This is a genomic window from Bacillus sp. PK6-16, from assembly GCF_056530295.1.
This window is the reverse complement of sequence record NZ_CP096511.1, coordinates 109117-135000: the sequence shown is the minus strand read 5'-3', so window position 1 is coordinate 135000 and position 25884 is coordinate 109117. Positions and strand designations below refer to the sequence as shown.

Here is a 25884-nt window from a genome sequence, read left to right as displayed (position 1 = left end):
AATATATATGCATAAAAGCATATTTTATCCTACCCATTATCGTATACAATATTAACTGTAACAACACCGATTACAACTAATAAGGAGGCTTTTTCTATTATGAAAAAAATGATTTTAGCAGGTGCATTAACTTTAGCAGGAATTACTGGAGCTACTGCGTTTATTCCTGAAACAAAAGTCGCTGCTGCCGCTCAAGAACAAAGCTTTACAAAATTTTATTCTTTGCAAACTGGAGGTAGTTCTGAACAAGAACCTATTTTCCTTCAAAAAGGACAAGAACTAACAATTCATCCTAACAGCAAAACTCCTAGTTACAGTGTTTATGACTCAAATCATAACCTAATTGGACGTTATTCTGATGGTTACGGCCGAATTTTCACTGCAAAAACAGATGGAAATATGTATGTTCAATTTCATGCACCTTACGTTTACTATAGTCCTGTTAGTTTTTCTGTTACTTATACTATTCAATAAAAAAGAGGTCCTTTATAGGGCCCCTTTTATTTCTCTTGCCAATTCACTTTTACGAATCCATCTTTCACTTTTAATCCGCTTATATTCAATACATACTCTTCATTTGCTTTTAAAGTAACTGTAAAACTACCTTTTTTCGATTCACAGATTTCCTTTAACTCTTTTATACCTTCTCCTCGTCTTTCATACACGCTAAAGCATAAGTTCCCTCGTTTTGCATCTGTCTCATAAGAAAATGTCACTTCTGTGTCCTTCTCATACTGAAGTTCAATATCTTTACCGGCAATATCCCATGATGAGAATTTCGCCTCGTAACTTGTCTCCCCTTGCTTCTCATTTTCTAAATATATATCTCCTGCTTTCCACGCGTCATCTAACGTTTGTGCAAAAGCAAAACCACTAAGTAATACAAAGATTGTACTTGCCAATATCGCAACTAATGTTACTTTCTGTTTTTTAACAAAGTTCATCTTATATTCTCCTTCAACTTTCTTTTTACTTCTTCTTACCATATATAATAAAAACCCAATAAAGAATGGCAATATAACTGCTAAAATACTCCATCCTTTGCTCATTTGATGTGCTTTAGCATCTGTATATACCCATGATGCAACACATATTAAAAGTGCTATAAAAGCTAAAAACATCGTCACTCCAGCTACTTCAAATAGTACAAACGGATTAGCGAACTCTTTCATGTAATTTATACTCCTTCTTTAAAAATGACTGTATTACAACATATATCGGAATGTATACATGCATCATAATCACAATGGCTATCAACATAGGAATTTTATAATCCAAATGAGTGACAAATTGTTCTATAACAATTGTTAACAAAACAATCCAAATGGTGTGAATACAAATCATCCATTTCCTCTCTAACCTCTGAGCCTTTCGCACGCCCTGCTTCGTGTTATTTATTAGCTCTTCGCTTGGAGCTATCTCTTCTGCTAAACTGCTCTTTATTTTCTGTTCAAATTTATCTTCCTTCATGAACGAACCCCTCCAAATGTTCTCGCATTTTCTTTTTCCCATAATTAAGCCGATACTTTACCGTACCAATCGGTATATTTAATATTTCGCTCATTTCTTTATAAGAGTATTGTTCATAATAGTAGAGTACGAGCACGGTTTTATATTTTTCATTCAATAGCTGTATAACTTCCCGTATCATTTCCGCTTCCACTTTTTGAATAAATTCTTCTGATATATTCACATCATCTGCGAAATCTATTTCTCCACCATCCTCTTTATGAAACAAATCCAATATTCGATCTTTCCACCTTTTTTTCTTACGATAAAAATCATAAAACGTATGAACACAAATTGTAGTAATCCATTTTTTATAATTCTCCACGTAAGAAAGTTGGTGCCGCGATGAAAAAACTTTTATCCATGTCTCTTGAAAAATATCTTCCGCGTCTTCTTTCGTCTTTGCTAACTTATAGCATAAGGAATATATTTGCTTCTTATATATATCAATTAATTCTTCTACCTTTTCTTCCATCATAAGCCTCCTGTCATTTATATAAGACGACGCAAATTCCCTTTTTGTTTGATAAAATTTTATTTTTTTATTATCTCCACATAAAAAGGCAATCACAACATCGTGTGATTGCCTTTTATTTAAAAACGAAAGTCCGCTTCCGCTTTTCTTTATGTCCAGCTCTGCCTCCTAGCCCCTTCTGTCTAAGAACCTTCCCCACTAGAAGATAAAATGCATCTTCTGTGGGAAAGAACCTTAGCCTTCGGGACTAAACAGTCGGCTCCGCTTTTCTTTATTGTCTAGCTCCAGCTCCAGCGGCTAGAATACTCGGTGGCTTCGCGCCTTCCTCCGAGGCAAAGTACGCCTCTCTCTCAGGAGCTCCATCCCCCTCCTATTCTAAACGAGCCGCTTCCGCTTTTCTTAATTACATTTTTTCTGGTGCAGATACTCCTACGATTGCTAATGCATTTTGAAGTGTAGTGCGTACTGCTTTCATTAACTCGTAACGAGCTTTACTTAATTCTAAATTATCTTGGTTTAATACTTTTTCTGCATTGTAGAAGCTGTGTAATGTTGCTGCTAATTCAAATGCATAGTTTGTAATACGGTGTGGTAGACGTTTTTGTGCTGCATCCGCAACTACCGCTGGGAATTCACCAAGTTTTTTCAGTAACTCTACTTCTTTTTCAGAAGTAACAAGTTTGTAGTTCACATCTCCGCCTGTAGCTAATCCTAATTCTTCACCTTGGCGAAGGATGCTGCATACGCGAGCGTGAGCGTATTGTGCATAGTATACTGGGTTTTCATTAGATTTTGATACAGCTAAGTCCATATCGAAGTCTAAATGAGAGTCACCGCTACGCATTGCGAAGAAGTAACGCATTGCGTCCACGCCTACTTCTTCCATAAGCTCACGAAGTGTAACTGCTTTACCCGTACGCTTACTCATCTTCATTTTTTCACCATTTTGGTATAGTTGTACCATTTGGATGATTTCTACTTCAAGCGTGTCTTTATCGTAACCAAGTGCTTGAATAGCAGCTTTCATACGTGGAATATAACCGTGATGGTCAGCACCCCAAATGTTAATTAACTTATCGAAACCACGCTCTAATTTATCACGATGATACGCGATATCTGGCGTTAAGTATGTGTAAGAACCGTCATTTTTAATTAATACACGGTTTTTATCGTCACCGTAAGTCATTGAACGGAACCAAGTTGCACCGTCTTCTTCAAAGATCTCATCGCGCTCTTTTAATACAGCAAGTGCTTGATCAATTTTCCCGTTTTTGTATAATGATGTTTCTGAGAACCATACATCAAATTTAACGCGGAAGCTTTCTAAGTCTTTTTGAAGTTTTGCTAATTCATATTTTAAACCGTACTCACGGTAGAATTCATAGCTTTCTTTTTCATCAGCTTTCGCATAACGATCACCGAATTCTTCTGCTAAACGTTTACCAATTCCAATGATATCCGCACCATGGTATCCGTCTTCTGGCATTTCTTTTTCTAAGCCTAAAGCTTGCATGTAACGAGCTTCAACAGAAAGAGCTAAGTTATGAATTTGGTTACCAGCGTCATTAATGTAGTACTCACGAGATACATCGTATCCTGCTTTTGCTAATAGGTTACATAAAGTGTCACCTACTGCCGCACCGCGTGCATGTCCTAAGTGAAGGTCACCTGTTGGATTCGCAGATACGAACTCAACTTGTACTTTTTCACCTTTACCAGTATTCGTTTCACCGTAAGCTTCACCAGCGTTTACGATTGTTGGAATTAAATCTGTTAAGTAGCTATTATCCATATAGAAGTTAATAAAACCAGGACCAGCGATTTCGATTTTTTCAATAGAAGCTTTTGCTTTATCGAAGTTTGCAACTAGTTCTTCTGCAATCATACGAGGTGCTTTTTTCGCAACGCGTGCAAGTTGCATTGCCATATTTGTAGAGAAGTCACCATTTGTTTTATCTTTTGGAGATTCTAATACAACGTTTGGAATTTGTTCTTCTGTCGCTAATTCTGCCTTTAATACAGCAGCCTGAATTTCTTCTTTAATCAATCCTTTTACCTGTTCTAAGGAATTCATTATTTTGCCTCCTTCAAATTAATTGTAATAGTATATCTGCCAGCTTCTTGTTCACTTAGAAGCAATGCGTACGTTAAGAAGAGTTGTCCTTTTTTCTTTTCATCCGACCATTTAAAAAGAACGTTATCAGTCTTTGTTTGCAATGCAAACGTACCAAGTTCACTCGTATACGTACCAGTTGTCCATTCACCTTTCACATGCGTCTGACGCATAGAAACAGCACCTGAACGCATAATGAGAACTTGTTCATCTTGAATTTTAATAATTGTTTTCACTTCGCCTTGTTCGTTCGGCTCCTGGAATGTTACATATGTACCTTGACCTTTTACATAGTATTGACCATTTGCTTCAAAAGCAACGGTTTCCTTCCTCGCCCCTTCACGGATTTCTGTTACGAAATGAACGTGTACCGGCAAGCCTGCAAGTTGTTTCTCCACGTCTTGCACACCTTTCAAATGTTATAGATATTAAATACTACTTATAATAAATCACTTTTCCTATCATATCAAAAAAAGACTCTGTCTGTCTGCTGAAAAATCAGGAAAACTCCATTTCAAAAAATAATTCACTTCTACTTTATTTCATATGATAAAATATTTTTTAAATCTAAATATTCTTTCGATTAAAGAGGTGAATGTAGTGATACCAACAAAGTTAAAAAAGGGTGCTGAAATACGAGTGATTTCACCATCGTGTAGTTTAAGTATTGTTTCAAATGAAAATAGAAAACTTGCTATAAAAAGATTAACTGACATGGGCTTTCAAGTTACATTCTCAAAATATGCTGATGAGATAGATCGATTTGCTTCCTCCTCTATTTCTTCCCGCATTCAAGACCTCCATGAAGCATTTCGAGACCCTAATGTAAAAGCTATTTTGACTACACTTGGCGGATACAACTCAAATGGTTTATTGAAACATCTCGATTATGATTTAATTCGTGAAAACCCGAAATTTTTCTGTGGTTATTCTGATATTACTGCCTTAAATAATGCAATTTACGCAAAAACAGGGCTTGTTACATATTCAGGACCCCATTTCTCTTCGTTTGGAATGGAGAAAGGGCTCGGGTATACAACCGATTACTTTTTAAAGTGCTTAACTTCTAATGAGCCTATTGAAGTCCTTCCATCTGAAACATGGAGCGATGATTCTTGGTATATAGATCAGGAAAATCGAGAATTTATTAAAAATGAAGGATATGTTTCAATTCAAGAAGGAGAAGCTACGGGAGATATTATCGGTGGCAATATGAGCACATTTAACTTACTGCAAGGTACACCATATATGCCAAATTTAAAGGAGAAAATTTTATTTATTGAAGAAGATAGTTTAACTGGAACATCTACTCTTAAAACTTTTGATCGTTATTTACATTCCCTTATGCAGCAGCAAGGTTTTGAATACATAAAGGGAATCGTTATAGGAAAGATGCAAAAAGGTGCAGAATGTACGATAGAAGACATTCAAGAAATGATTGCTTCAAAACCTGAACTTGCACATATCCCTATCATTGCAAACGCAAGTTTCGGGCATACAACCCCGATTTTCACTTTTCCAATTGGTGGACGTGCAAAAATTATTTCTCACAAAGAGAAGACATCTATCACTATTTTAACGTACTAAAAAAGGAGCGAATGAGTCGCTCCTTTTATGGTTTTTCTATTTTTTCCAACGCTTTTTGCGGAATGGATTCTTTCGGGATTTCAGCCCATCCTTTTCCTTGCATACCTTTTGCATAAATTTTTATAAACGCCCCCGTATGCAATTCACGGTTCATCATTCTTTTAATAACCTGTAACTTTCCATCTTCTGTATACCCTTTAAAAGTATACAAGTATTCTCCGTCTTTTTTCTCACCTTTATCTATAACCGCATAATAATCTTGTATTTCTTTATTTGAAAAGAAGTTGTCTACAAAAGCATGTACACCTTCTGTTTTTGTGTTCAAATAATACGCTGTTCCACCTAGAATAATGGCGAATACAGCTAAAACTTTAATTACCAATTTCATACATGAACCTCCTGTTTGCACTTCTTTCTCGCTAGTATTATATCTATACTTGTATTATACGGAAAAGAGCATACTATACTCTATCTAAAAGTCTTACACTTTCCTTACATTATTGTAAGGGATTTTTTCTTACAGCCAGTTCCCAAGAAAAAATTTTTCCGTTTCATACACTTTTATATTATTATTGAATGATACGAATTTTTATTACAAAAATCAAAGGAGACAGTTTTCAAATGGCTATCTTGCAAGGTTTAGCACTATTACTTGTTGTACTTTGTCTATTTACACTTTTCAGTTACCGTGCGCCTTACGGAATGAAGGCGATGGGTGCTTTAGCTAATGCAGCAATTGCAAGTTTTCTTATTGAAGCATTTCACCGTTATATAGGTGGAGAAATGTTTCATAATGACTTTTTACAATCAGTAGGAGAAGCTTCCGGTAGTATGAGCGGTGTCGCAGCAGCGATTTTAGTCGCATTAGCAATCGGTGTTTCCCCCGTATATGCTGTTTTAATTGGTATCGCTACTAGTGGATTCGGTATTTTACCAGGATTTTTCGCTGGATACGTTTGTGCCTTCGTCGTGAAATTTCTCGAAAAGAAATTACCAGCTGGTGTGGAATTTTTAGCAATCCTATTTATCGCTGCACCAATCTCACGCGGAATGGCAATGCTTATGGATCCGCTCGTTAACGCCACACTTGGTAAAATCGGTTCTATGATTTCAGTTGCAACTACAGAAAGTCCTATCATTATGGGTATTATGCTTGGTGGATTAATAACAGTTATTTCTACCTCTCCACTGAGTTCTATGGCACTAACTGCAATGCTTGGATTAACAGGTTTACCAATGGCAATTGGTAGTCTGGCTGTAGCAGCTTCAGCCCCAATGAACTTTATTTTCTTTAAACGCTTAAAAATTTGTTCAAAGAAAGATACAATTGCTGTAGCAATCGAGCCTTTAACACAAGCCGATGTTGTTTCAGCAAATCCGATTCCAATTTATGCGACAAACTTCGTTGGCGGTGCACTTGCTGGTATTATTACCTCTCTGTTCCAACTCGTTAATAATGCACCAGGAACAGCATCACCAATCCCAGGACTTCTTGTCTTATTCGGATTTAATGACGTTGTAAAAGTAACAATTGCTGCTATATTATGTGGAATCGTTACCACTATTGTCGGATACATCGGATCTATTGTGTTCCGTAAATATCCGATCCGCTCTGCTGATGAAATTCGCGGAGTTACTTCGGAAGAGAAGGTTGCATAAGAAAAAGAGCTATTCCCATCGTTTAGGAATAGCTCTTTTTTGTATCGCGTAACGGTAAATGAAATTATATCGGCGGTTTTTTAAATATATCGGCGCAACTCGAATTATATCAGCGATTTTTTTAATATATCGACTTACCGGCACATAACGACAAAATAAGAGCCCTCTAATCATATAGAGGGCTCTTACTTTATCTAGCTGCAGCGGCTAGAATAATCGGTGGCTTCACTTTTATTTCACCCAACCGAGCAGCATTTCCCGCACGAATTTGCTTGCTGCGACTGGTGTTTGATCACTATGGTCGTAGACTGGAGCTACTTCTACCAAGTCTGCTCCAACTACATTTATATTTGAATTTGCAATTGCTACGATGGAATCTAATAATTCTTTAGATGTGATACCACCAGCTTCTAACGTTCCTGTTCCTGGAGCGTGAGCTGGGTCTAATACATCAATGTCAATTGTGACATAGACTGGGCGGCCAGCAAGTTTCGGTAATACTTCTTTTAACGGTTCTAATACGTCAAATTTGTATAAGTTCATACCTACTTCTTTCGCCCATTCAAATTCTTCCTTCATTCCAGAACGAATTCCGAAAGAATATACGTTTTCCGGACCAATTAAATCACACACTTTACGAATTGGTGTAGAGTGGGATAAAGGCTCCCCTTCATACGATTCACGTAAATCAGTATGAGCATCCATGTGGATGATTGCTAAATCCGGATATTTTTTTGCCATTGCCTTAAAAATTGGCCAAGACACTAGGTGCTCACCGCCGAGACCTAGTGGAAACTTATCGGCATCTAAAAGTTTTGATACATACTCTTCAATCATGTCTAAACTGCGTTGTGCGTTTCCGAATGGTAATGGGATATCACCCGCATCAAAATATTTTACCTCTTCTAGTTCACGATCTAAATACGGGCTATATTCTTCAAGACCGATTGATACTTCACGAATACGTGCAGGGCCAAAACGAGATCCCGGACGGTAACTTACTGTCCAATCCATAGGCATCCCATAAATAACTACCTTTGACTCTTCAAAACTTGGATGACTTTTAATAAATACTTTACCTGAATAAGCTTCATCAAAACGCATATTCTTTTCCTCCTTATGTGGAACTTAAGGTATCCCAACCTTTCACTATTTCTCAAATTTGGAGCGAATTGCTCCTCTTTCTCGATTTACCGGGTCTTCTTTTTAACAACAAGAAGACGATTTTCTCTACAGAAGTGTAAGTAGCTAGCATGTTCAAGTCTTCTGGACAAACACCTTAAATGAGCTACTTACACTTTATTTGTTTGATACAATTCTCTTACTTAATTAAATCGCCAACAAATTTCGGTAATGCGAATGCTGCATTGTGTAATTCTTTTGTGTAGTATTTCGTTTCGATTTCGTGGAAACGCTCTTCACTTACTTCTAATGGATCATGTTTTTTAGATCCAATTGTGAATGTCCAAAGACCACTTGGGTAAGTTGGAATGTTTGCTGTGTATAAACGAGTGATTGGGAAGATCTCTTTTACGTCTTTAAACACAGTTGTAATTAGTTCTGGTGTAAACCAAGGGTTGTCCGTTTGTGCAACGAAAATACCATCTTCTTTTAACGCTTTTGAAATTCCAGCGTAGAAGCCTTTTGTAAATAGGTTTACCGCTGGTCCTACTGGCTCAGTAGAATCTACCATAATTACATCGTATTCATTTTCGCTTTCTGCGATATGTAGGAAACCGTCTCCTACTTTTACTTCTACACGCTCATTATCTAATGCGCCTGCAATTGATGGTAAGTATTGTTTAGAGTACTTAATTACTTTTCCATCGATTTCAACAAGAGTTGCTTTCTTTACACTTGGGTGTTTTAACACTTCACGAATAACACCACCATCACCGCCACCAACAACTAATACGTTCTCAGGGTTTGGATGTGTAAATAAAGGTACGTGTGCTACCATTTCGTGATAAACGAACTCATCTTTTTCTGTTGTCATAACCATGCCATCTAAAATAAGCATGTTTCCGAACTCTTCCGTTTCGACCATATCAAGTTTTTGGAATTCTGTTTGCTCCGTATGTAATGTGCGGTTAATACGCGCCGTAATCCCAAAATGTTTTGTTTGTTTCTCAGTGAACCATAGTTCCATCGTACAATCACGCCTTTCAATGCAAATTTATAATAGGGACATCATTAATGTCCCCTAACAAAAATAAAACAAAACATCCAAAATGTATAGTTAAAAGTACAAAAATACCGAAAATATATTTTAGTCAGAGGGTTCTAACATATGTGTGGAAAGGGTTTGCACCGTAAAAGGAAAGAAAACCCTTTCTTAAGAAAGGGTTTTTGTCTCTATTTCTAATGGTTTACGAATTGGAATTAGGATCATAATACAACCAACTAACACAACAATTCCACCTACTAAAAACGGACTTTGTGGTGAAACAGTATGACCGATAATTCCTGATAAAATCGGAGCAATCGCACCACCTAACCAACGAACAAAGTTATAAACACCTGACGTAACAGATCTTTCATAAGGTGAAATATCCATTACATAACTTGTATATAATGCATTGTTTAAGCCAGATGCCAACCCTGATAAAACGATAAGAGTAATTTGTAACCACATAATTTTCACAAAGAATAGTGCAATTAAGAAAATCGCAAATACGAGTAAACTACCCTTCAATAATGTTTTTGGTTCATATTTCCCTTCTAGCTTATGTGCTAAAATTGCAGAACCGTAAGCTAACGCGAGTCCCCATCCGCAAAATACAAAGCCTAATTGAATAGCTGATAAATGCATAATAAGTGGTGAATATGCTAACACGACAAAAAATCCGTAGTAGTATAGCATCCCTGAAATGGCACCTTGCATAAATGGTTTATACTTCACCAGGTTAAGTAATTCCCCTACGCCAGCAGCCTTACGCTTCACTTTTCGTTCTGGTTCTTTTACAAAAAAGAATACTAAAATAAATGCTAAGAAAATTAAAATACTCGTCGCGAAAAACGGATAACGCCAAGAATGACCACCTAATATCCCGCCTAATAACGGTCCGCCAGCCATACCTAAGCCGATAGCTGCTTCGTATAATCCTACTGCTTCATGAACTTCTTTACTTAATGCAATCAATAAAGTCATCGCCGTCGCGAAGAACATCGCATTCCCTAATCCCCATCCAGCGCGGAAAAGAGATAATTGAGCAATCGTTTGCGACATACCACATATAAACGCAAATACAGTCACAATCGCAAGACCGATTGTCATCATCCGTTTATCACCAAATCTCGATGCAAATATACCAGCTGGTAACATCATAATTGCCATCGTTAAAATATAAGCGGTAAATAACATTTCAACTTGCCAATGCGATGCACCAATTTTCTCTGCAATAATCGGCAAAATTGGGTCGACTACTCCTATACCCGAAAAGGCAAGGAAGGTAGCCACCACTGTAATCAATCTCCCTAGTTTTTGTTTGCTCTCCATTTTGATTACTCTCCTTTTGTGCTCTCTAAAAATGTTACTGCACGATGTAAACTATCTTCTAGTTCTGCCTTTACACGTTGCATTTGCTCCATTTTTCCGTCTAACGTTTGCACTTGTTTTTCAAGCATATCTTTAATTTCTTGAATCACTTCACGATCACGAGGGTTTTCGCTATTTCTTCTTTGCTCCATTCTTTCTTTTAGTGATAAGAAATGCTGCATTTCTTGAAGTGTGATTCCTAGCACTTCTTTCGCTTCTACAATTCTTTTAATTCTGGCAATATCCTCATCCGTATACAGACGGATATTTCCCTCACTACGTTCTGGGGGATGAATTAAACCAATTTCCTCATAATAACGAAGTGTACGTTTTGTTAAACCGACTTGCTTTGTTACTTCATCAATTTTATACATGTTTATTTCTCCCTTCACTTGATTATTACATTTTACGTTAACGTTAACTTTTATGCAACTGTTAGACTTTTGTAAATGTTTATCATATTCAATTGTATTTTCACTAAAGCAGTTTCATAATAAAAGAAAAGAGATAATAAGGAGAATTTCACATGAGTAAACCACTTATTTTCGCTCACCGCGGAGTAAAAGGAACACATCCCGAAAATACGATGATTGCCTTCCAAGAAGCAGAACGCATTGGTGCTCACGGAATTGAACTCGATGTCCACTTATCAAAAGATGGTGAACTTGTCGTAATTCACGATGAAACCGTCGATCGTACAACAAATGGCGTTGGACTTGTTTCTGAAAAAACGGTAGAGGAACTACAATTATTGGACGCTGGTAGCTATAAAGACCCTTCTTTCCATGAAGCAAAAATCCCAACGTTGCGTGAGGTTTTCATTTGGCTTTCCACAACGAACTTACAACTAAATATTGAATTAAAGACAGATGTTATTCATTACCCAAATATTGAGGAAAAAGCTGTTGCACTTGTGCGTGAATATCATCTTTCTAATCAAATTGTATTTTCATCATTTAACCATGACTCTGTTTCATTATTAGCAGAAATTGCTCCTGAAATCCCAAGAGCAATTTTATATGATACACCACTTGCCGATCCAATTTCCGAAGCAAAACATAGAGAAGCAAGTGGATTACATCCAAACTTCCAGTTATTAACGAAAGAATTTGTGCAGTTAGCACAAGAGCAAGGATATGTTTTCCGTCCATATACAATTAATGAATACAAAGATTTACAAACTATGATTGATTATGGTGTAGATGTCATCATTACCGATTGGCCAGCACGTGCCTTTGAGCTCCTTTCTTAATGGAAAGGGCTTTTTTATTTTCGAAATTTCATTGTTTAAAATAAACGAAAACCCTCAATACTAATACAATAACGCTTGTATTAATGAGGGGCTGAAAAAAGATGGATCAAACTATGAATCCAAAACTTAAAAAATATAAACGTCTTTTCTTCACCGCAATGTTTTCGTGCGTCCTTTTCTTCGTTTTTTCTTTTTTTGTTATTATTATAGTTGCAAAAATTATGGGACCTCCTCCTGTTGCGGTCCCGCAAACAAGCGTCTTTTACGCAAACGATGATACTGTTATTGGACAAAGTAACGAAATTCAAAAACGTTACAATGTCTCTCTTAATGAAATTTCACCTTATGTAAAAGAAGCGACCCTTTCTATTGAAGATCAAAGATTTTATAAACATCACGGCTTCGATTTGAAACGGATTGCAGGTGCAATTGTTGCTGATTTAAAAGCGATGGCAAAGGTACAAGGAGCTAGTACAATTACACAACAATACGCGCGTAATCTGTATTTAGATCATGATAAAACGTGGAAACGAAAATTGTTAGAAGCAATGTACACTATCCGCCTTGAAGTAAACTATAATAAAAATCATATTTTAGAAGGATATTTAAATACAATTTATTACGGACATGGCGCTTATGGCATCGAAGCTGCGTCCCGTCTATATTTCGATAAAACGGCAAAAGAGTTAACATTAGCAGAAGCTAGTATGCTGGCAGGTATCCCGAAAGGGCCAAGTGTCTATTCTCCCTTTTTGAAAGAGGATCGTGCTAAAGGACGACAAGCTCTCATATTAGATGAAATGGTAAAGCAAGGATATATTACGAAGCAACAAGCAGCCTTAGCGAAGAAAGAAACACTAACTTTTGCCTCATTAGATACGAAAAAAGTAGCAGAGGTCGCACCATATTTCCAAGATGCTGTACAAGCTTCGCTTCTTCGTGATGTCGGATTAGACGAACAAGCTTTACAACGAGGTGGCTTACGAATTTATACAACGCTAGACCCTAAACTACAAGCTGTAGCAGAACAAGCTGTAAAGGATCATATACCTGACACAACAAACATACAAACTGCTCTCGTCTCTATGAATCCAACGACAGGTGAAGTGGCTGCTCTTGTTGGCGGAACCGATTATACTACGAGTCAATTTAACAGGGCTACACAGGCCATTCGTCAGCCTGGTTCTACATTTAAGCCATTTCTATATTATGCGGCATTAGAACGAGGATTCACGCCTGCTACGCGCTTAAAAAGCGAATATACTGTATTCACCTTAGGTGACGGCGTTTCAAAGTATAAACCGAAGAACTATAAAGATTATTATGCCGATGATTTCGTAACGATGGCACAAGCTCTCGCAGTCTCTGATAACATATATGCTGTGAAAACGAATTTGTTTTTAGGAGATGACGCGCTTGCAAAAACAGCGAAACAATTTGGAATTACAAGTGCATTAAAAGATGTACCTTCTCTAGCTCTCGGTACATCACCAGTAAAACCAATTGAAATGGTTAACGCTTATAGCATGTTCGCAAACGGTGGAAAAGAAGTAAAACCTACTTTCATTCGCCGCATTATGGATCATGAAGGAAATATATTATACGATGCTCATTTAGAGAGTAAACAAGTTCTCGACAAGAGCAAAGCGTTTGTAATGGAAGAAATGATGACTGGTATGTTTAATAAGAAACTAAGCAGTTATGCTGCTGTAACTGGCCAATCGATGTTATCAAAATTATCAAGAACATATGCCGGCAAATCTGGTTCTACTGAAACGGATAGTTGGATGATCGGATTTACTCCGCAAATCGTAACAGGTGTATGGGTCGGATATGATCAACCTAAATCTATTTCAAACGTAGCAGAACAAGGATATGCGAAGAAAATATGGACTGATACGATGGAGAAAGGCTTAGATGGACAGCCTAAAAAAGAATTTAAACAACCAAGTGACGTCGTAGCGGTTAATATCAATCCAGAGAACGGTAAAATTGCTACAAAAAATTGTCCTATTTCTGTGAAAATGTATTTCGCTAAAGGTACCGAACCGACTGAATATTGTATGGATCACGTCGATGATAAAGAAGAATTTGAAAAAACGACTGAAGAAAAGAAAAAAACAAGTTGGTGGAAAAAATATCTTCCTTGGTAAAAAAAATAGCTGACGGGCACCCGTCAGCTATTTTTTATTCACTTAATAATGCACGGCGCAATTCTTCACTAGATTCATTCCAAATCGCTTCATTATGTTCTTTCAAGAACGTACCAAGTACCTTTTTAGATGATTCATCCATATGGTCAACCATAATGTGACGCTTCAATGATTTATCCATTTTATTTACGTGTTCTGGAAGTGATTTATATCCGCGGCGAATCTCACGGTCAACTGTCATTTCACAAGCTGTTACACCTGCGTAATACGCACCTGTCGCAGTTCTTTCAATTGTTACCCAAACAAGCCAAAATGGTTTTCCATTTGGAACTTCATCTTTATTTGTTAAAAACTTAATACCTTTTTCTACTGTACTACGTGCATGCATCGCACCGATATCAACGAATGCAGTCTTCTCTAGTACATCAACAAATACAGGTGAAATATTTTCTAAGCTTAATGCCCCAACACCAAATCCACCATGTCCATCTGTTGAATCATTTTTCACGATATTAAAACCGATTTTTTTCTTTTTCTCTGTCATATGTAAAATCCTCCTCACTTAAAAATTATAAAAGGCCAAAAATAGGCGCAATGATGCTATCTAAAAATACAAATACATGCGGAATAACTACCTGAAAAATAGGTTGAATTGTATAATTACTAAGCGGTGTAATAACGAGAATTAATAACGCAATTGCCCCGTATTTTTCATACTGTGTCATTTTCGCGCGAATATTTGCTGGCGCTAAATCTTCCACAACTCGATATCCATCAAGTGGCGGGATTGGTAATAAGTTAAATACAAGTAAAACGATATTCAGCATAATAAAAATCTGGAAAAATTGAGCTAACGTATCTGCCACTGCAGATGGAATTGAGTATAATACACCAAATTTTAATAAGCTATACCAAATAATTAAACCAATTGCACTTAAAATTAAGTTACTAATCGGCCCTGCAATTGAAACTAATATACCTGCCAGACGCGGTCTTTTAAAGTTATATGGGTTAACAGGAACTGGTCTTGCCCAACCGAATCCAAGAATTAATACTGCAATCAAACCGATAGGGTCTAAATGGGCCATCGGTGATAACGTTAAACGCCCTTGTCTCTTTGCTGTATCGTCCCCAAATTTATATGCAACATATGCATGTGCAAATTCATGAACGGATAGTGCAATAATAATTGCCATTGCTACTAACGGAATTTCGTGCAATGGATATCTAAATAACTGATCCATACTTCATCTCCTCTTCCATATGTCAAAAAAAGAAATTATTTGTTTTTTCGATTGTTCTTCCCCATAATCCGCTATAATAAGAGTGTAACTTACATAAAAGGAGCGATTGTACATGCCATACGTAACAGTGAAAATGCTAGAAGGACGCACAGAAGAACAAAAGAAAGCTCTTGCTGAGAAAGTAACAGCAGCAGTAAGCGAAACAACTGGTGCTCCTGAAGAAAACATCGTTGTTTTCATCGAAGAAATGTCTAAAAACCATTATGCAGTTGGCGGAAAACGCTTAAGCGACAAATAATTTCAAGTTTTTTCATAAGAAGCAGCCATTAGCTGCTTCTTATTTCTTTCCTTCTAACAACTCAATAATTCTCTCTTTATATTTTCCTTTTCTTCCATCTTCATAGATTAAATCATGTGGATAGAATAGCTTTTGATCCGTTCTTTTCTTACCTGTAATCGCCTCAACAATATCCGACTCACGTGAAAGCTCTCTAAGCTCTCCGTTTGGCATAAGAAGTAGGATTGGTAGACGCTCTTCTTCTTCTCCTGCACGATAAAAGTCATACGGTAAGTCTGATGTTGAATCAACTACTAAATAATACTCCGGATCAAGTCCAATCTTTTTAAATAAACTACTTAATTCCATCCAATTATCTAAACCGTGTTTATCTGTAAACTCTACATATTTAAATAGATTTCGATTCATAAAACGGCGGCATAAATCGCTTAAAATTGGATCTTCTTCTTCCTGCCATACTTGGAAGTAGTAATACATAACGTTCTCGTCTAACTTTAAATAATCCTCTACTGTTACTTCTTCTTCAAATAAAGAATAGAAATGAACAGGATGATTTTTAAATGTATAATACTTCTCGTGCAGTGATTTCGCACGGTGTAAAATCTTCGTTAAAATAACTTCTGCACTTCGCGTTACCGGGTGGAAATATACTTGCCAATACATTTGATAACGACTCATAATGTAATGCTCAACAGCATGCATACCACTATTTTTAATGACTACTTGATTCCCATACGGACGCATTACACGCAGTATACGTTCCATATCGAAGTTTCCGTACTTTACGCCTGTAAAATAAGCATCTCTTAATAAATAATCCATACGATCCGCATCAATTTGACTCGAAATCATACTAATCGCTAATTTATTAGTAGACGTTTTTGCAATTACATCTGCTACCTTTTGTGGAAACTCCTTATCAACACGACTTAATACATCATTAATCTCCGTATCGCCAACGATAATCTTTTGCGTAAATTTCTCATGATCTAATGAAAATACTTTTTCAAACGAGTGAGAAAATGGGCCGTGGCCGACATCATGAAGTAATGCCGCACATAAACATAACAATCTATCTTCAGCATTCCAATTTGGTCTGCCATCAAACACATCATCAATCATACGACGAATAATTTCGTATACACCTAACGAATGAGTAAAGCGACTATGCTCTGCACCGTGAAATGTAAAAAATGTCGTTCCAAGCTGCTTAATACGGCGCAAGCGTTGAAATTCTTTCGTTCCGATTAAATCCCAAATAACACGATCACGCACGTGCACATATTTATGTACTGGGTCTTTAAACACTTTTGTTTCGCTGAGTTTGTCGTTTAAATATACCACTTTCCGACATCCCCCTTTCTTTACTACATTCTTACTTTATATTATAAACGAAATGAGAAACAGAAAGAAATGAAAGACTGTATTAATTCCCTTTATAAAAAGAAAAAATCACCTTTACCGAAGTAAAAGTGATTTCCTTTATACATTATTTACCTAAAACGAATTCAGCAACTTCGTCTAAGATCATATCTTTCCCAAGTGGGAAGTAACCTTTGTTTAAGTCTTCATTTTTAATTGTAAATACGTGGTTGTTTTTAACAGCGTTCATGTTTTTCCAAATTGATTCTTCTTGGAATTCTTTCAAGCGCTGAGAACCGTCACCAGTTGTAAACACGAATAAGTAATCTGGGTTATAATCGATTAAAGCTTCTTTTTGTACTTGTACTAACGGTTTATCAGTTGGTGTACCTTTAACTGCTGGTAGTTTTAAATCATTAAAGATTACGCTACCGTAACCGTAGTCACCGTATACGCGGAAAGCATTTGGATATGCAGCCATTTTCATAAATGTTGCTTCACCAGTTTTAGCGACGATTTTGTCATGTAATTTGCTTGCTTTTTCATCATACTTTTTGAACCATTCTTTTGTTTCTTTTTCTTTACCGAAGATTTGACCTACTTCTTCAAATTTTGGACGCCATTGATCTAATGGAGTGTTTAACATAACTGTTGGTGCAATTTTAGATAATTGATCATAAATCTTTTCTTGACGATTATTTACAAGAATTAAATCTGGTTTTGCAGCAGCTACTGCTTCGATGTTAATTTTATCGCCCCAAGCAGAACCAACTGGTTTAACGTCTTTTAGTTTCTTTTCAATATGTGCATCAATTTTTTCTTGAGATGTATTAGCAGTAATAACCGGTTTCATACCGAAAATTAATAATTCTTCTGTTGAACCACTAAGGTCAGCAATTTTCTTTGGGTTTGCAGGAATTTTAATTTCCCCTTTTGCATGTTTTACAGTGCGCTCTTCAGTCTTTGCATCTGCTTTCTTTTCTTCTTCTTTGTTAGAACAAGCTGCAAATAGTACAGAAGTCACAACTAGTACCATTGCTAATAGTGCCATTTTAAAATTCTTCATGTTCCCACTCCTTCTAGCTGTATTTATCTTATAAGTTACAACGAACTATAAGAAACAAAGATAACAATTAATCAATATATATTTATTAATTGTTGTTAATAACCCATTCTAACGGGCGTTCAACTTCCCATTCTTATATAAGAAGCTCAACGTCCATTAGAAGTCCCCCTCTTCACGAGGGGGTTCTACTTATGCTTTTTTACGCAATTGATTACTAATCATCGCTAAATCATATGTTAAACAAATTGGCTTACAGTTTACTGGACATGGAACGATTTGAGCTTCAATCTCAAATACGTTACGAAGTGTTTCACTTGTCATAACTTCATCTGGCGTTCCTTGTTTCATTAACTTACCTGCTTTTAATGCAATCATATGATCTGAGAAACGAGAAGCGTGATTTAAGTCATGGATAACCATAACAATCGTTCTACCTTCTTCTTCATTTAACTTTTTCAATAAGTTTAATACTTCTAATTGATGAGCCATATCTAAGTACGTCGTTGGTTCATCCAATACAAGTAATTCTGTTCCTTGTGCAAGAGCCATTGCAATCCAAACACGTTGACGTTGACCGCCTGATAGCGCTTCTGCTGGACGATTCGCAAATTCTTTCATTCCTGTCACTTCAAGTGCCCAGTTAATGTAGCGATAATCCTCTTCTTTCAACGTGCCAAACCCTTTTTGATGAGGGAATCTTCCATATGACACAAGCTCAAATACAGTAAGACCCGTTGGTACTTCTGCAGTTTGTGGTAAAATCGCCATTTTCTTTGCAATTTCTTTCGTTGGCTGTTTCTCAATTGCTTTTCCGTCAAGATAAACAGTACCTTGCTTTGCCTTCAAAATACGAGACGCCGTTTTTAATAATGTGGACTTCCCACAACCATTTGGTCCAATAATTGTTGTAATTTTCCCTTCCGGAATTTCAACTGTTAATCCATCAATAATTAAACCTTCATTATAGCCAACCGATACCGCATCCACCGCTAAAGTTGCCATACGAAAAGCCTCCCTTTATTTTGTCCTCATAAGTAAATAAATGAAATACGGTGCACCAATTACAGAAATAACAAGACCGACTGGTATTTCTGAAGTTGTTAGTACACTTCTTGAAATTACGTCTGCGAATAAAAGTAAAAACGTTCCTATTAGCGCAGCTGTGGGCAACATAATTTGATGTTTACCACCAACAAGGCGCCTTGCTAAATGCGGGGCCATTAAACCAATAAAGCCAATTCCGCCGGCAACAGCAACAGATGCACCTGCTAAACAAACTGCAATAAATAATAATTTACGTCTTTCTTTTTCTACGTTTACACCAAGGCCAACTGCTGTAGAATCGCCTAGGTTCATTACATTTAATATGTGTGCTTTACTTATAGCAAGCGGTAAGAAAATAACCATCCATGGAAGTACACTTAATACGAATTTCCAATCTGTCCCCCATAGACTTCCTGCCAGCCAAATCGTAGCAAAACGAAAATCGTTAGATGTCATCTTCATAGAGAAAATTAAACTAACAGCTCCAAATCCAGCTGCAACGGCAATACCGACTAGTATTAATCGAGTCGATGAAACGCCGTCTTTCCATGCTAGTAAATAAATAATTACCGCTGCTAATATCGCTCCAACTAGTGCGAAGAATGGAAGAATGAATACAGATAAAAATGTACCAGTCCCTACTTTTCCGAAGAAGAAGTAGACGAATATAACAACTGTTAATCCCGCTCCAGCATTAATACCTATAATACCTGGATCAGCAAGCGGATTTCGTGATAAACCTTGCAAAATCGCGCCTGACATAGCTAAAGCAGATCCGACTAGTATAGCAATTACCATACGCGGCATACGGAATTCAAATAAAATAACAGACTGATCTTCAGCCCCTAGTCCAACCAATGACTTTAATACGTCCATTGGCGGGATTTTAAAAGTTCCTGTATTTAAACTAATAAGAAATATAGAAACGATTAGTCCTACTAAAATCGTTAATATTGAAATGTTCTTTTTTGTTAAGACACTCGTCCTCACATCTTTCCTCTCCCTTCATTACGTGCTAAGTAGAGGAAGAATGGAACCCCAATTAGCGCTGTAATTGCTCCAATTGGCGTTTCAAATGGCGGGTTAATAACGCGAGATAACATATCTGCACATTCAATTAACAGCCCACCTAAGACCGCAGAACATGGAATAACCCATCTATAGTCCGAGCCTACGAGGAAACGAGTCATATGCGGAATTACAAGACCAACAAATCCAACTGATCCTGCCATGGAAACTGCGGAACCCGTTAAAACAAGAACAAGTACTGTTCCTATAAATTTAATCAATGTCGTATTTTGACCAAGTCCAATTGCAATTTCTTCACCGAAGCTCAAAATTGTAATATATCTCGACATCATAATTGCGATAAAAAGACAAACAAGGCCAATTGGCACTAACATATTAATACTTTGCCATTTCACTCCAGCGACTCCGCCTGCATTCCACATACTCACCTCTTGGGCAAGATTGAAATACAATGCGATTCCAGATGAAATTGCCCCTAATAAAGCACTAATAGCTGCACCTGCTAAAGCTAATTTCACAGGTGTTAATCCACCTGGTGAAGAAGATCCAATTCCATATACAATGCTTGCACCAAACGCAGCTCCAATAAAAGATGCGATAACAAACATTAAATAAGGTGAATTAGGGAAAAATGCATACATAATTGCAATTCCAAATACAGCTCCATCTGTAATCCCCATTAACGATGGTGAAGCAAGTGGATTTCGCGTCATACCTTGCATAATTGCTCCTGATACCGCTAAAAAGGCACCTGCAACTACGCCCCCTATTGCTCTAGGCATGCGAAGCTCTTGAATTACGTTATGATGTGTAATAGATCCATCAAACTGAAATACAGCTTGCCATACAGTCTTTAAACTAATATCTGCAGCCCCAAAAGAAATAGAAACTGCCATGCTTAAAGCTAACAAAATTGTACCCGCTACTAAAATAATAGAAGCGATGAGCGGTCTGCTCTTAATCTCTTTAACATTCTCTTCTTGCTGTTCTATACTGCTTGCGCTCGCTTCCATCCCTCAACCATCCTAACCAACAACATATATTTATTGAAATGAAATTTATTCTCAAATAGTAATAAAAAAATTAGGTGAATTGTTATTTCCCTGATAATGATTCTCAGAATCAGACACTTCTATTCTACCTATCGCTTTAAAAGACTGTCAACCATTATTTTGAAATATAAATTTATATAAATTGGAATTTTAATACAAAAGTTATGTCCATCCTTTAGAAAACGTTCATCCACACAAGATTACTTTCGCAGAATAAACCATTCCTCTTATGGGCATAAAAAAGAAGAGGAATCTTTTCACTCTTCTTTTTCTTACTTATTTAACTTTGCTTCAATTTTCACGATTAACTCATCTTCTGTTGGAGCCGCAACTGGACGGTTATTTACAAATGCGAATGATTTTTTACGACCAGGACCACAGTAAGACTGACATCCAACTTCAATCGTTGCACATGAATCTACTTTTTTTAGCTTCGGAACTAACGTTTTAACGTTCGTTGCCTGACAGTCATCGCACACGCGAAACTCGTTTCCCATTATATAACACTTCCTCTATTTTAAACTTTTCTCAAGTACATTTAAAAATAAACACTAAATGGTATTTTACCGCTCTTTGAAGCTCGTTGCAAGTTTCCCTACAAAGCCTATTCTCTACATATTGCTACATATTTATATGCTCTCCTACAGAAGCGCTCACCATTCATGGGAAAATTTTTACCTTTCATCGAAATCTACCATATTTTTAAAAGCTTTGTATAAAAGTTTATTTTTTTGCCCATTATAAAAATAGGAAGTTCATAAAAAGAAAGGGAGTTGAATCTATGAAAGTAAGACAAGATGCTTGGACAGATGAGGATGATTTATTACTTGCTGAAACGGTACTTCGTCATGTTAGAGAAGGAAGTACGCAATTAAATGCATTTGAGGAAGTAGGGGATCAGTTAAATCGTACATCTGCTGCTTGTGGTTTCCGCTGGAATGCTGTTGTTCGCTATAGCTATGAACAAGCTCTTCAACTAGCAAAAAAACATCGTAAAGATAAAATGCGTGCTGCAAGCGGTGAACAAGCGAAAAAACGTTTACTTTATACACCACCAGCTTCAGATTCGATAACTGATTATGAAGAATTAGTACAAGAAGAATCAATCGTACAATATAAAGAAGCTATTCCATATCAAGAATCTACTGCTCCTGCTGCAAGAAGCTCTATGACAATGCAAGATGTTATTTATTTTTTACAAACAGTCGGATCTTCAAATATAAAAGTGACAGCTCTTGAAAACGAGAATACGAGATTGAAACAAGAAATTAAAGCACAAATCCTTCGGAATGAGGAACTAGAAAAGAAACTAGAAAAATTAGAAAAGCAATCTCATACTGTACAAGAAGATTACGAAACACTTATGAACATTATGAACCGTGCTCGTAAATTGGCAGTCATGGATGACGAAGAACGTTCTCAAACATCTTTCCGAATGGACCGAAACGGTAATTTAGAAAAAATTGCAGAATAAGAAGGATGCATGTAATGCATCCTTTTTATTATTTCACCTCTAAGCTCCCCCTTTATATGTGAGAAAACTCCATTCTTCATTTTTTGCTATAATAGAGATTGTCATTTTAAAGATAAGGGGTTAGTTATATGAGCAATTCCCGTTCCATTTTATCTCAGCCAGAGTGGCGCATTGTAGATCAATCTAGTTTAGGACCAACATTCCATGCACTTCAGTCATTCGCAATGGATGACACATTATGCACAAGCATTGGAAATGGCAAGTCAGCCGCAACAATGCGTTCTTGGGTTCATCACAATACAATTGTCCTTGGCATTCAAGATTCACGCCTTCCGCATTTAGAAGAAGGTATTTCTTTTTTAAAACAAAACAACTTCAATGTCATTGTTCGTAATTCTGGCGGGCTTGCGGTCGTGCTTGATGAAGGTGTTTTAAATGTATCACTTTTATTTCAAGAAACAGAAAAAGGTATCGATATCGATCTTGGATACGATACAATGTGGCATTTGATTAAGGAGATGTTAAAGGATTACGACGTTACTATCGAGGCAAAAGAAATTGTTGGCTCTTACTGTCCTGGTAGTTATGACTTAAGTATTCGCGATCAAAAATTCGCTGGTATTTCACAACGTCGTATTCGCGGGGGTGTCGCTGTCCAAATTTACCTCTGTGCTACCGGAAGTGGCTCTGAGCGTGCCGCACTCGTTCGTGATTTCTACAACCTAGCAATTCAAGGGGAAGAAACACGCTTTACGTACCCTGAAATTGTACCAAGTACGATGGCCTCACTCTCAGAATTACTTGGCGAAACCATTACAGTACAAGATTTAATGATGCGTCTTTTAAAAACATTGCAGCAATTCGCTCCAAAGTTAACAACATCTCAATTAACAATAGACGAGATTCCTTTATATGAGACGAATTTACAACGTATTATTGATCGTAATAATAAAGCACTTGGCTTAGAAAAATAAAGACCGTCGCTATAATAGCGACGGTCTTTATTTCAATTCATTATAGAATTAAAGTGCTTGAGCTGCTGTAATTAAAGCTAACTTGTACACTTCTTCTTCGTTACATCCACGAGACAGATCATTTACAGGCATGTTTAAGCCTTGTAAGATTGGTCCTACTGCTTCGAAGTTACCTAAACGTTGAGCGATTTTGTAGCCGATATTACCAGCTTCTAAGCTTGGGAATACGAATACGTTAGCATCACCTTTAATTGTAGAACCTGGAGCTTTTTTCTCAGCTACAGATGGTACGAATGCAGCATCGAATTGGAATTCTCCATCTAAAGTTAACTCAGGAGCCATTTCTTTTGCAATGCGAGTTGCTTCTACAACTTTTTCTGTTTCTGGAGATTTCGCAGAACCTTTTGTAGAGAAGCTTAACATAGCAACACGTGGATCAATGCCGAATAACTCAGCAGTTTTCGCACTTTCGATACCGATTTCAGCTAAATCTTGGCTGTTTGGTGCAATGTTAATTGCGCAATCAGCGAATACATATTTCTCTTCTTCACGTACCATGATGAATACGCCAGAAGTTTTTGTAACGCCTGGTTTTGTTTTAATAATTTGAAGTGCTGGACGAACTGTATCAGCTGTAGAGTGAGCTGCACCACTTACTAAACCGTGTGCTTTGCCCATGTATACAAGCATTGTACCGAAGTAGTTTTCGTCTTTAAGGATTTTGCGAGCGTCTTCTTCAGTTGCTTTACCTTTACGGCGTTCAACGAAAGATGCTACCATTGCATCCATTTCTTCGTATGTAGCTGGGTCGTAAATATCAACGCCTGCTAATGTTAAATTCATGCTAGCAGCTTTTGCGCTAATTTCTTCCTTATTACCAACTAAGATTGGTTTTACTAACTCTTCTTTTGCTAAACGCTCTGCAGCGCCTAAAATTCTTTCATCAGTTCCTTCAGGAAGTACGATAGAAATGCCTTTTCCTTGAACTTTTTCTTTTACTGTTGTAAATAAGTTGCTCACGAATAAACCCTCCTACATATGTTAAAAAACTCTATCTTTAAGAATACTGCTTTTCTTCTATATTTTAAACTTATAGCTCCCAAAAAATAGATAAAATAAAAATGATTATATTTTCATAAAATTCAGCCGTTAAATTCACCTTGCTTAAACACTTAAATGTGACAATTTTATGCGCCAAGGTTTTATATAGATGATTTTAAAACTATATATGCTATAGTTAACGTGTAAAACTATCATTAACTGAGGTGAATAGAATGAGTGAAGCAACAACAACGTTAGATGGCTGGTATTGTTTACATGATTTACGTTCTATTGATTGGGCTGCATGGAAAACATTATCTAGCGACGAACGCGGACAAGCAGTGTCTGAATTTTTAAATGTCGTTGAAAAATGGAACGAAGTAGCTACTGCGAAAAAAGGTAGTCACGCAATGTATACAGTTGTTGGCCAAAAAGCTGATATTATGCTTATGATTTTACGTCCAACAATGGAAGAGTTAAATGAAATTGAGACAGAATTGAATAAAACAACTTTAGCTGAATATATGGTTCCTGCATATTCTTACGTATCTGTTGTTGAATTAAGCAACTACCTTCCAGCTGATGAGGATCCATACCAAAACCCGCAAATTTTAGCTCGTTTATATCCTGAATTACCGAAAGCAAATCATATTTGCTTCTATCCAATGGATAAGCGTCGCCAAGGTGATGACAACTGGTACATGCTTCCTATGGAAGAACGTAAAAAAATGATGTACAGCCATAGTAAAATTGGTCGTCAATACGCAGGTAAAGTACGCCAAGTGATTTCAGGATCTGTTGGATTCGACGATTTCGAATGGGGCGTAACATTATTCGCTGACGATGTTCTTCAATTTAAGAAACTTATATACGAAATGCGCTTCGATGAAGTAAGTGCTCGTTATGGTGAATTTGGAACATTCTTCGTTGGAAACATTTTACCAGACGAAAAAGTAGAGAAATTTTTACACATATAAATGGTGAAAAGGAACGAAATTCGTTCCTTTTTTTATT

Annotated in this window: 28 protein-coding genes; 9 read left to right on the top strand and 19 right to left on the bottom strand. The window is 36.8% G+C overall.

The genetic code is table 11. The features are described 5' to 3' along the window. Positions 1-99 precede the first annotated feature (99 nt). A complete protein-coding gene (locus tag M1D66_RS00660; RefSeq protein WP_000738221.1) occupies positions 100-474 on the top strand; it encodes a hypothetical protein in 375 nt (124 codons plus the stop codon). A 26-nt stretch (positions 475-500) separates the two neighbouring features. Here the strand turns inward: M1D66_RS00660 and M1D66_RS00655 are convergent, their stop codons facing one another. The 5 genes from M1D66_RS00655 to M1D66_RS00635 all read right to left on the bottom strand — a co-directional run bounded on the left by M1D66_RS00655 (position 501) and on the right by M1D66_RS00635 (position 4495). Next, positions 501-1172, bottom strand: a complete 672-nt coding sequence (locus M1D66_RS00655) for an anti-sigma factor (protein WP_086385611.1) — start codon at positions 1170-1172, stop codon at positions 501-503. Then, entirely contained in the window at positions 1156-1470 is a 315-nt protein-coding gene (locus M1D66_RS00650) for an anti-sigma factor (protein ID WP_212125949.1), read from the bottom strand. Before M1D66_RS00650 ends, M1D66_RS00655 begins: the two co-directional genes overlap by 17 nt. Then, entirely contained in the window at positions 1457-1984 is a 528-nt protein-coding gene (locus M1D66_RS00645; RefSeq protein WP_113303493.1) for an RNA polymerase sigma factor, read from the bottom strand. The genes M1D66_RS00650 and M1D66_RS00645 overlap by 14 nt, the downstream gene beginning before the upstream one ends. Before the next feature lie 403 nt (positions 1985-2387). After that, entirely contained in the window at positions 2388-4058 is a 1671-nt protein-coding gene (argS, locus tag M1D66_RS00640) for an arginine--tRNA ligase (RefSeq protein ID WP_001086454.1), read from the bottom strand. Next, positions 4058-4495: a YwiB family protein gene (locus M1D66_RS00635; protein ID WP_000414867.1), complete on the bottom strand. Its 438-nt coding sequence runs from the start codon at positions 4493-4495 to the stop codon at positions 4058-4060. Before M1D66_RS00635 ends, argS begins: the two co-directional genes overlap by 1 nt. Positions 4496-4697: 202 nt before the next feature. On the opposite strand from M1D66_RS00635, the gene M1D66_RS00630 reads away from it, so the two are divergent. After that, a complete protein-coding gene (locus M1D66_RS00630; RefSeq protein WP_006922030.1) occupies positions 4698-5684 on the top strand; it encodes a S66 family peptidase in 987 nt (328 codons plus the stop codon). A 25-nt stretch (positions 5685-5709) separates the two neighbouring features. Here the strand turns inward: M1D66_RS00630 and M1D66_RS00625 are convergent, their stop codons facing one another. Then, positions 5710-6072 carry a YxeA family protein gene (locus M1D66_RS00625; RefSeq protein ID WP_000779921.1) on the bottom strand — a complete coding sequence of 121 codons (363 nt, stop codon included), beginning with the start codon at positions 6070-6072 and terminating at the stop codon, positions 5710-5712. Positions 6073-6305: 233 nt separating this feature from the next. Between M1D66_RS00625 and M1D66_RS00620 the strand changes: the two genes are divergently transcribed. Next, positions 6306-7343 (top strand): PTS sugar transporter subunit IIC, encoded by a 1038-nt coding sequence (locus M1D66_RS00620; RefSeq protein WP_000996319.1) that lies wholly within the window; start codon positions 6306-6308, stop codon positions 7341-7343. A 231-nt stretch (positions 7344-7574) separates the two neighbouring features. Here the strand turns inward: M1D66_RS00620 and speB are convergent, their stop codons facing one another. The 4 genes from speB to M1D66_RS00600 form a co-directional block, all read right to left on the bottom strand. After that, positions 7575-8447, bottom strand: a complete 873-nt coding sequence (gene speB, locus M1D66_RS00615) for an agmatinase (RefSeq protein ID WP_001209831.1) — start codon at positions 8445-8447, stop codon at positions 7575-7577. Between the two features lie 217 nt (positions 8448-8664). Beyond that, positions 8665-9492 carry a polyamine aminopropyltransferase gene (gene speE, locus M1D66_RS00610; protein WP_242554915.1) on the bottom strand — a complete coding sequence of 276 codons (828 nt, stop codon included), beginning with the start codon at positions 9490-9492 and terminating at the stop codon, positions 8665-8667. Positions 9493-9678: 186 nt separating this feature from the next. Beyond that, positions 9679-10842: an MFS transporter gene (locus tag M1D66_RS00605; protein ID WP_000444227.1), complete on the bottom strand. Its 1164-nt coding sequence runs from the start codon at positions 10840-10842 to the stop codon at positions 9679-9681. A gap of 5 nt (positions 10843-10847) precedes the next feature. After that, positions 10848-11255, bottom strand: coding sequence for a MerR family transcriptional regulator (locus tag M1D66_RS00600; RefSeq protein WP_086385616.1), 408 nt, complete (start codon positions 11253-11255; stop codon positions 10848-10850). Between the two features lie 152 nt (positions 11256-11407). On the opposite strand from M1D66_RS00600, the gene M1D66_RS00595 reads away from it, so the two are divergent. Next, positions 11408-12133 (top strand): glycerophosphodiester phosphodiesterase, encoded by a 726-nt coding sequence (locus tag M1D66_RS00595; RefSeq protein WP_017656744.1) that lies wholly within the window; start codon positions 11408-11410, stop codon positions 12131-12133. Between the two features lie 101 nt (positions 12134-12234). Next, positions 12235-14286, top strand: a complete 2052-nt coding sequence (locus M1D66_RS00590) for a transglycosylase domain-containing protein (RefSeq protein WP_006922007.1) — start codon at positions 12235-12237, stop codon at positions 14284-14286. Between the two features lie 34 nt (positions 14287-14320). Here M1D66_RS00590 and M1D66_RS00585 read toward each other — a convergent pair whose 3' ends face one another. Together M1D66_RS00585 and M1D66_RS00580 are read right to left on the bottom strand one after the other, a co-directional pair. Then, positions 14321-14830 carry a YwhD family protein gene (locus tag M1D66_RS00585; RefSeq protein ID WP_000136678.1) on the bottom strand — a complete coding sequence of 170 codons (510 nt, stop codon included), beginning with the start codon at positions 14828-14830 and terminating at the stop codon, positions 14321-14323. A 25-nt stretch (positions 14831-14855) separates the two neighbouring features. After that, positions 14856-15530: a site-2 protease family protein gene (locus M1D66_RS00580; protein ID WP_000372445.1), complete on the bottom strand. Its 675-nt coding sequence runs from the start codon at positions 15528-15530 to the stop codon at positions 14856-14858. 112 nt (positions 15531-15642) lie between these two features. Between M1D66_RS00580 and M1D66_RS00575 the strand changes: the two genes are divergently transcribed. Continuing rightward, on the top strand, positions 15643-15828 hold the full coding sequence (locus M1D66_RS00575) for a 2-hydroxymuconate tautomerase (RefSeq protein WP_001147171.1): 186 nt from the start codon (positions 15643-15645) through the stop codon (positions 15826-15828). A gap of 39 nt (positions 15829-15867) precedes the next feature. Here the strand turns inward: M1D66_RS00575 and M1D66_RS00570 are convergent, their stop codons facing one another. The 6 genes from M1D66_RS00570 to M1D66_RS00545 form a co-directional block, all read right to left on the bottom strand. Further along, complete coding sequence (locus tag M1D66_RS00570; protein ID WP_000262730.1) at positions 15868-17172, bottom strand: HD domain-containing protein; 1305 nt, start codon at positions 17170-17172, stop codon at positions 15868-15870. Positions 17173-17317: 145 nt separating this feature from the next. Further along, the gene (locus M1D66_RS00565) at positions 17318-18256 is read right to left on the bottom strand and encodes an ABC transporter substrate-binding protein (RefSeq protein ID WP_000787724.1); all 939 of its coding nucleotides are present in this window, start codon (positions 18254-18256) and stop codon (positions 17318-17320) included. Between the two features lie 189 nt (positions 18257-18445). Next, positions 18446-19258 (bottom strand): ABC transporter ATP-binding protein, encoded by an 813-nt coding sequence (locus M1D66_RS00560; RefSeq protein ID WP_000212068.1) that lies wholly within the window; start codon positions 19256-19258, stop codon positions 18446-18448. A gap of 15 nt (positions 19259-19273) precedes the next feature. Continuing rightward, a complete protein-coding gene (locus M1D66_RS00555) occupies positions 19274-20290 on the bottom strand; it encodes a FecCD family ABC transporter permease (RefSeq protein WP_001260757.1) in 1017 nt (338 codons plus the stop codon). Next, the gene (locus M1D66_RS00550) at positions 20287-21342 is read right to left on the bottom strand and encodes a FecCD family ABC transporter permease (RefSeq protein WP_000388294.1); all 1056 of its coding nucleotides are present in this window, start codon (positions 21340-21342) and stop codon (positions 20287-20289) included. Before M1D66_RS00550 ends, M1D66_RS00555 begins: the two co-directional genes overlap by 4 nt. Before the next feature lie 311 nt (positions 21343-21653). Then, positions 21654-21878, bottom strand: coding sequence for a YuzB family protein (locus M1D66_RS00545; protein WP_000526079.1), 225 nt, complete (start codon positions 21876-21878; stop codon positions 21654-21656). 284 nt (positions 21879-22162) lie between these two features. Here M1D66_RS00545 and M1D66_RS00540 point away from each other — a divergent pair, with 284 nt between their 5' ends. After that, positions 22163-22855 carry an RsfA family transcriptional regulator gene (locus tag M1D66_RS00540; protein ID WP_000868358.1) on the top strand — a complete coding sequence of 231 codons (693 nt, stop codon included), beginning with the start codon at positions 22163-22165 and terminating at the stop codon, positions 22853-22855. Positions 22856-22983: 128 nt separating this feature from the next. Then, on the top strand, positions 22984-23829 hold the full coding sequence (lipL, locus tag M1D66_RS00535) for an octanoyl-[GcvH]:protein N-octanoyltransferase (protein WP_000071951.1): 846 nt from the start codon (positions 22984-22986) through the stop codon (positions 23827-23829). A 48-nt stretch (positions 23830-23877) separates the two neighbouring features. Here lipL and pta read toward each other — a convergent pair whose 3' ends face one another. Continuing rightward, on the bottom strand, positions 23878-24849 hold the full coding sequence (gene pta / locus M1D66_RS00530) for a phosphate acetyltransferase (RefSeq protein ID WP_000067215.1): 972 nt from the start codon (positions 24847-24849) through the stop codon (positions 23878-23880). 254 nt (positions 24850-25103) lie between these two features. On the opposite strand from pta, the gene hemQ reads away from it, so the two are divergent. Then, complete coding sequence (gene hemQ, locus M1D66_RS00525; protein WP_001287595.1) at positions 25104-25847, top strand: hydrogen peroxide-dependent heme synthase; 744 nt, start codon at positions 25104-25106, stop codon at positions 25845-25847. Positions 25848-25884 lie beyond the last annotated feature (37 nt).

Excerpts from the sequence above, each read along its gene's own strand:
- M1D66_RS00540 (WP_000868358.1), top strand. The coding sequence starts at position 22,163 with ATGAAAGTAAGACAAGATGCTTGGACAGATGAGGATGATTTATTACTT.
- M1D66_RS00625 (WP_000779921.1), bottom strand. The coding sequence starts at position 6,072 with ATGAAATTGGTAATTAAAGTTTTAGCTGTATTCGCCATTATTCTAGGT.
- lipL (WP_000071951.1), top strand. The coding sequence starts at position 22,984 with ATGAGCAATTCCCGTTCCATTTTATCTCAGCCAGAGTGGCGCATTGTA.
- M1D66_RS00600 (WP_086385616.1), bottom strand. The coding sequence starts at position 11,255 with ATGTATAAAATTGATGAAGTAACAAAGCAAGTCGGTTTAACAAAACGT.
- M1D66_RS00620 (WP_000996319.1), top strand. The coding sequence starts at position 6,306 with ATGGCTATCTTGCAAGGTTTAGCACTATTACTTGTTGTACTTTGTCTA.
- hemQ (WP_001287595.1), top strand. The coding sequence starts at position 25,104 with ATGAGTGAAGCAACAACAACGTTAGATGGCTGGTATTGTTTACATGAT.
- speB (WP_001209831.1), bottom strand. The coding sequence starts at position 8,447 with ATGCGTTTTGATGAAGCTTATTCAGGTAAAGTATTTATTAAAAGTCAT.
- M1D66_RS00560 (WP_000212068.1), bottom strand. The coding sequence starts at position 19,258 with ATGGCAACTTTAGCGGTGGATGCGGTATCGGTTGGCTATAATGAAGGT.
- M1D66_RS00575 (WP_001147171.1), top strand. The coding sequence starts at position 15,643 with ATGCCATACGTAACAGTGAAAATGCTAGAAGGACGCACAGAAGAACAA.
- M1D66_RS00590 (WP_006922007.1), top strand. The coding sequence starts at position 12,235 with ATGGATCAAACTATGAATCCAAAACTTAAAAAATATAAACGTCTTTTC.
- M1D66_RS00605 (WP_000444227.1), bottom strand. The coding sequence starts at position 10,842 with ATGGAGAGCAAACAAAAACTAGGGAGATTGATTACAGTGGTGGCTACC.
- M1D66_RS00580 (WP_000372445.1), bottom strand. The coding sequence starts at position 15,530 with ATGGATCAGTTATTTAGATATCCATTGCACGAAATTCCGTTAGTAGCA.
- speE (WP_242554915.1), bottom strand. The coding sequence starts at position 9,492 with ATGGAACTATGGTTCACTGAGAAACAAACAAAACATTTTGGGATTACG.
- M1D66_RS00545 (WP_000526079.1), bottom strand. The coding sequence starts at position 21,878 with ATGGGAAACGAGTTTCGCGTGTGCGATGACTGTCAGGCAACGAACGTT.
- M1D66_RS00655 (WP_086385611.1), bottom strand. The coding sequence starts at position 1,172 with ATGAAAGAGTTCGCTAATCCGTTTGTACTATTTGAAGTAGCTGGAGTG.
- M1D66_RS00550 (WP_000388294.1), bottom strand. The coding sequence starts at position 21,342 with ATGGAAGCGAGCGCAAGCAGTATAGAACAGCAAGAAGAGAATGTTAAA.
- M1D66_RS00660 (WP_000738221.1), top strand. The coding sequence starts at position 100 with ATGAAAAAAATGATTTTAGCAGGTGCATTAACTTTAGCAGGAATTACT.
- M1D66_RS00645 (WP_113303493.1), bottom strand. The coding sequence starts at position 1,984 with ATGGAAGAAAAGGTAGAAGAATTAATTGATATATATAAGAAGCAAATA.
- argS (WP_001086454.1), bottom strand. The coding sequence starts at position 4,058 with ATGAATTCCTTAGAACAGGTAAAAGGATTGATTAAAGAAGAAATTCAG.
- M1D66_RS00595 (WP_017656744.1), top strand. The coding sequence starts at position 11,408 with ATGAGTAAACCACTTATTTTCGCTCACCGCGGAGTAAAAGGAACACAT.
- M1D66_RS00650 (WP_212125949.1), bottom strand. The coding sequence starts at position 1,470 with ATGAAGGAAGATAAATTTGAACAGAAAATAAAGAGCAGTTTAGCAGAA.
- M1D66_RS00585 (WP_000136678.1), bottom strand. The coding sequence starts at position 14,830 with ATGACAGAGAAAAAGAAAAAAATCGGTTTTAATATCGTGAAAAATGAT.
- M1D66_RS00565 (WP_000787724.1), bottom strand. The coding sequence starts at position 18,256 with ATGAAGAATTTTAAAATGGCACTATTAGCAATGGTACTAGTTGTGACT.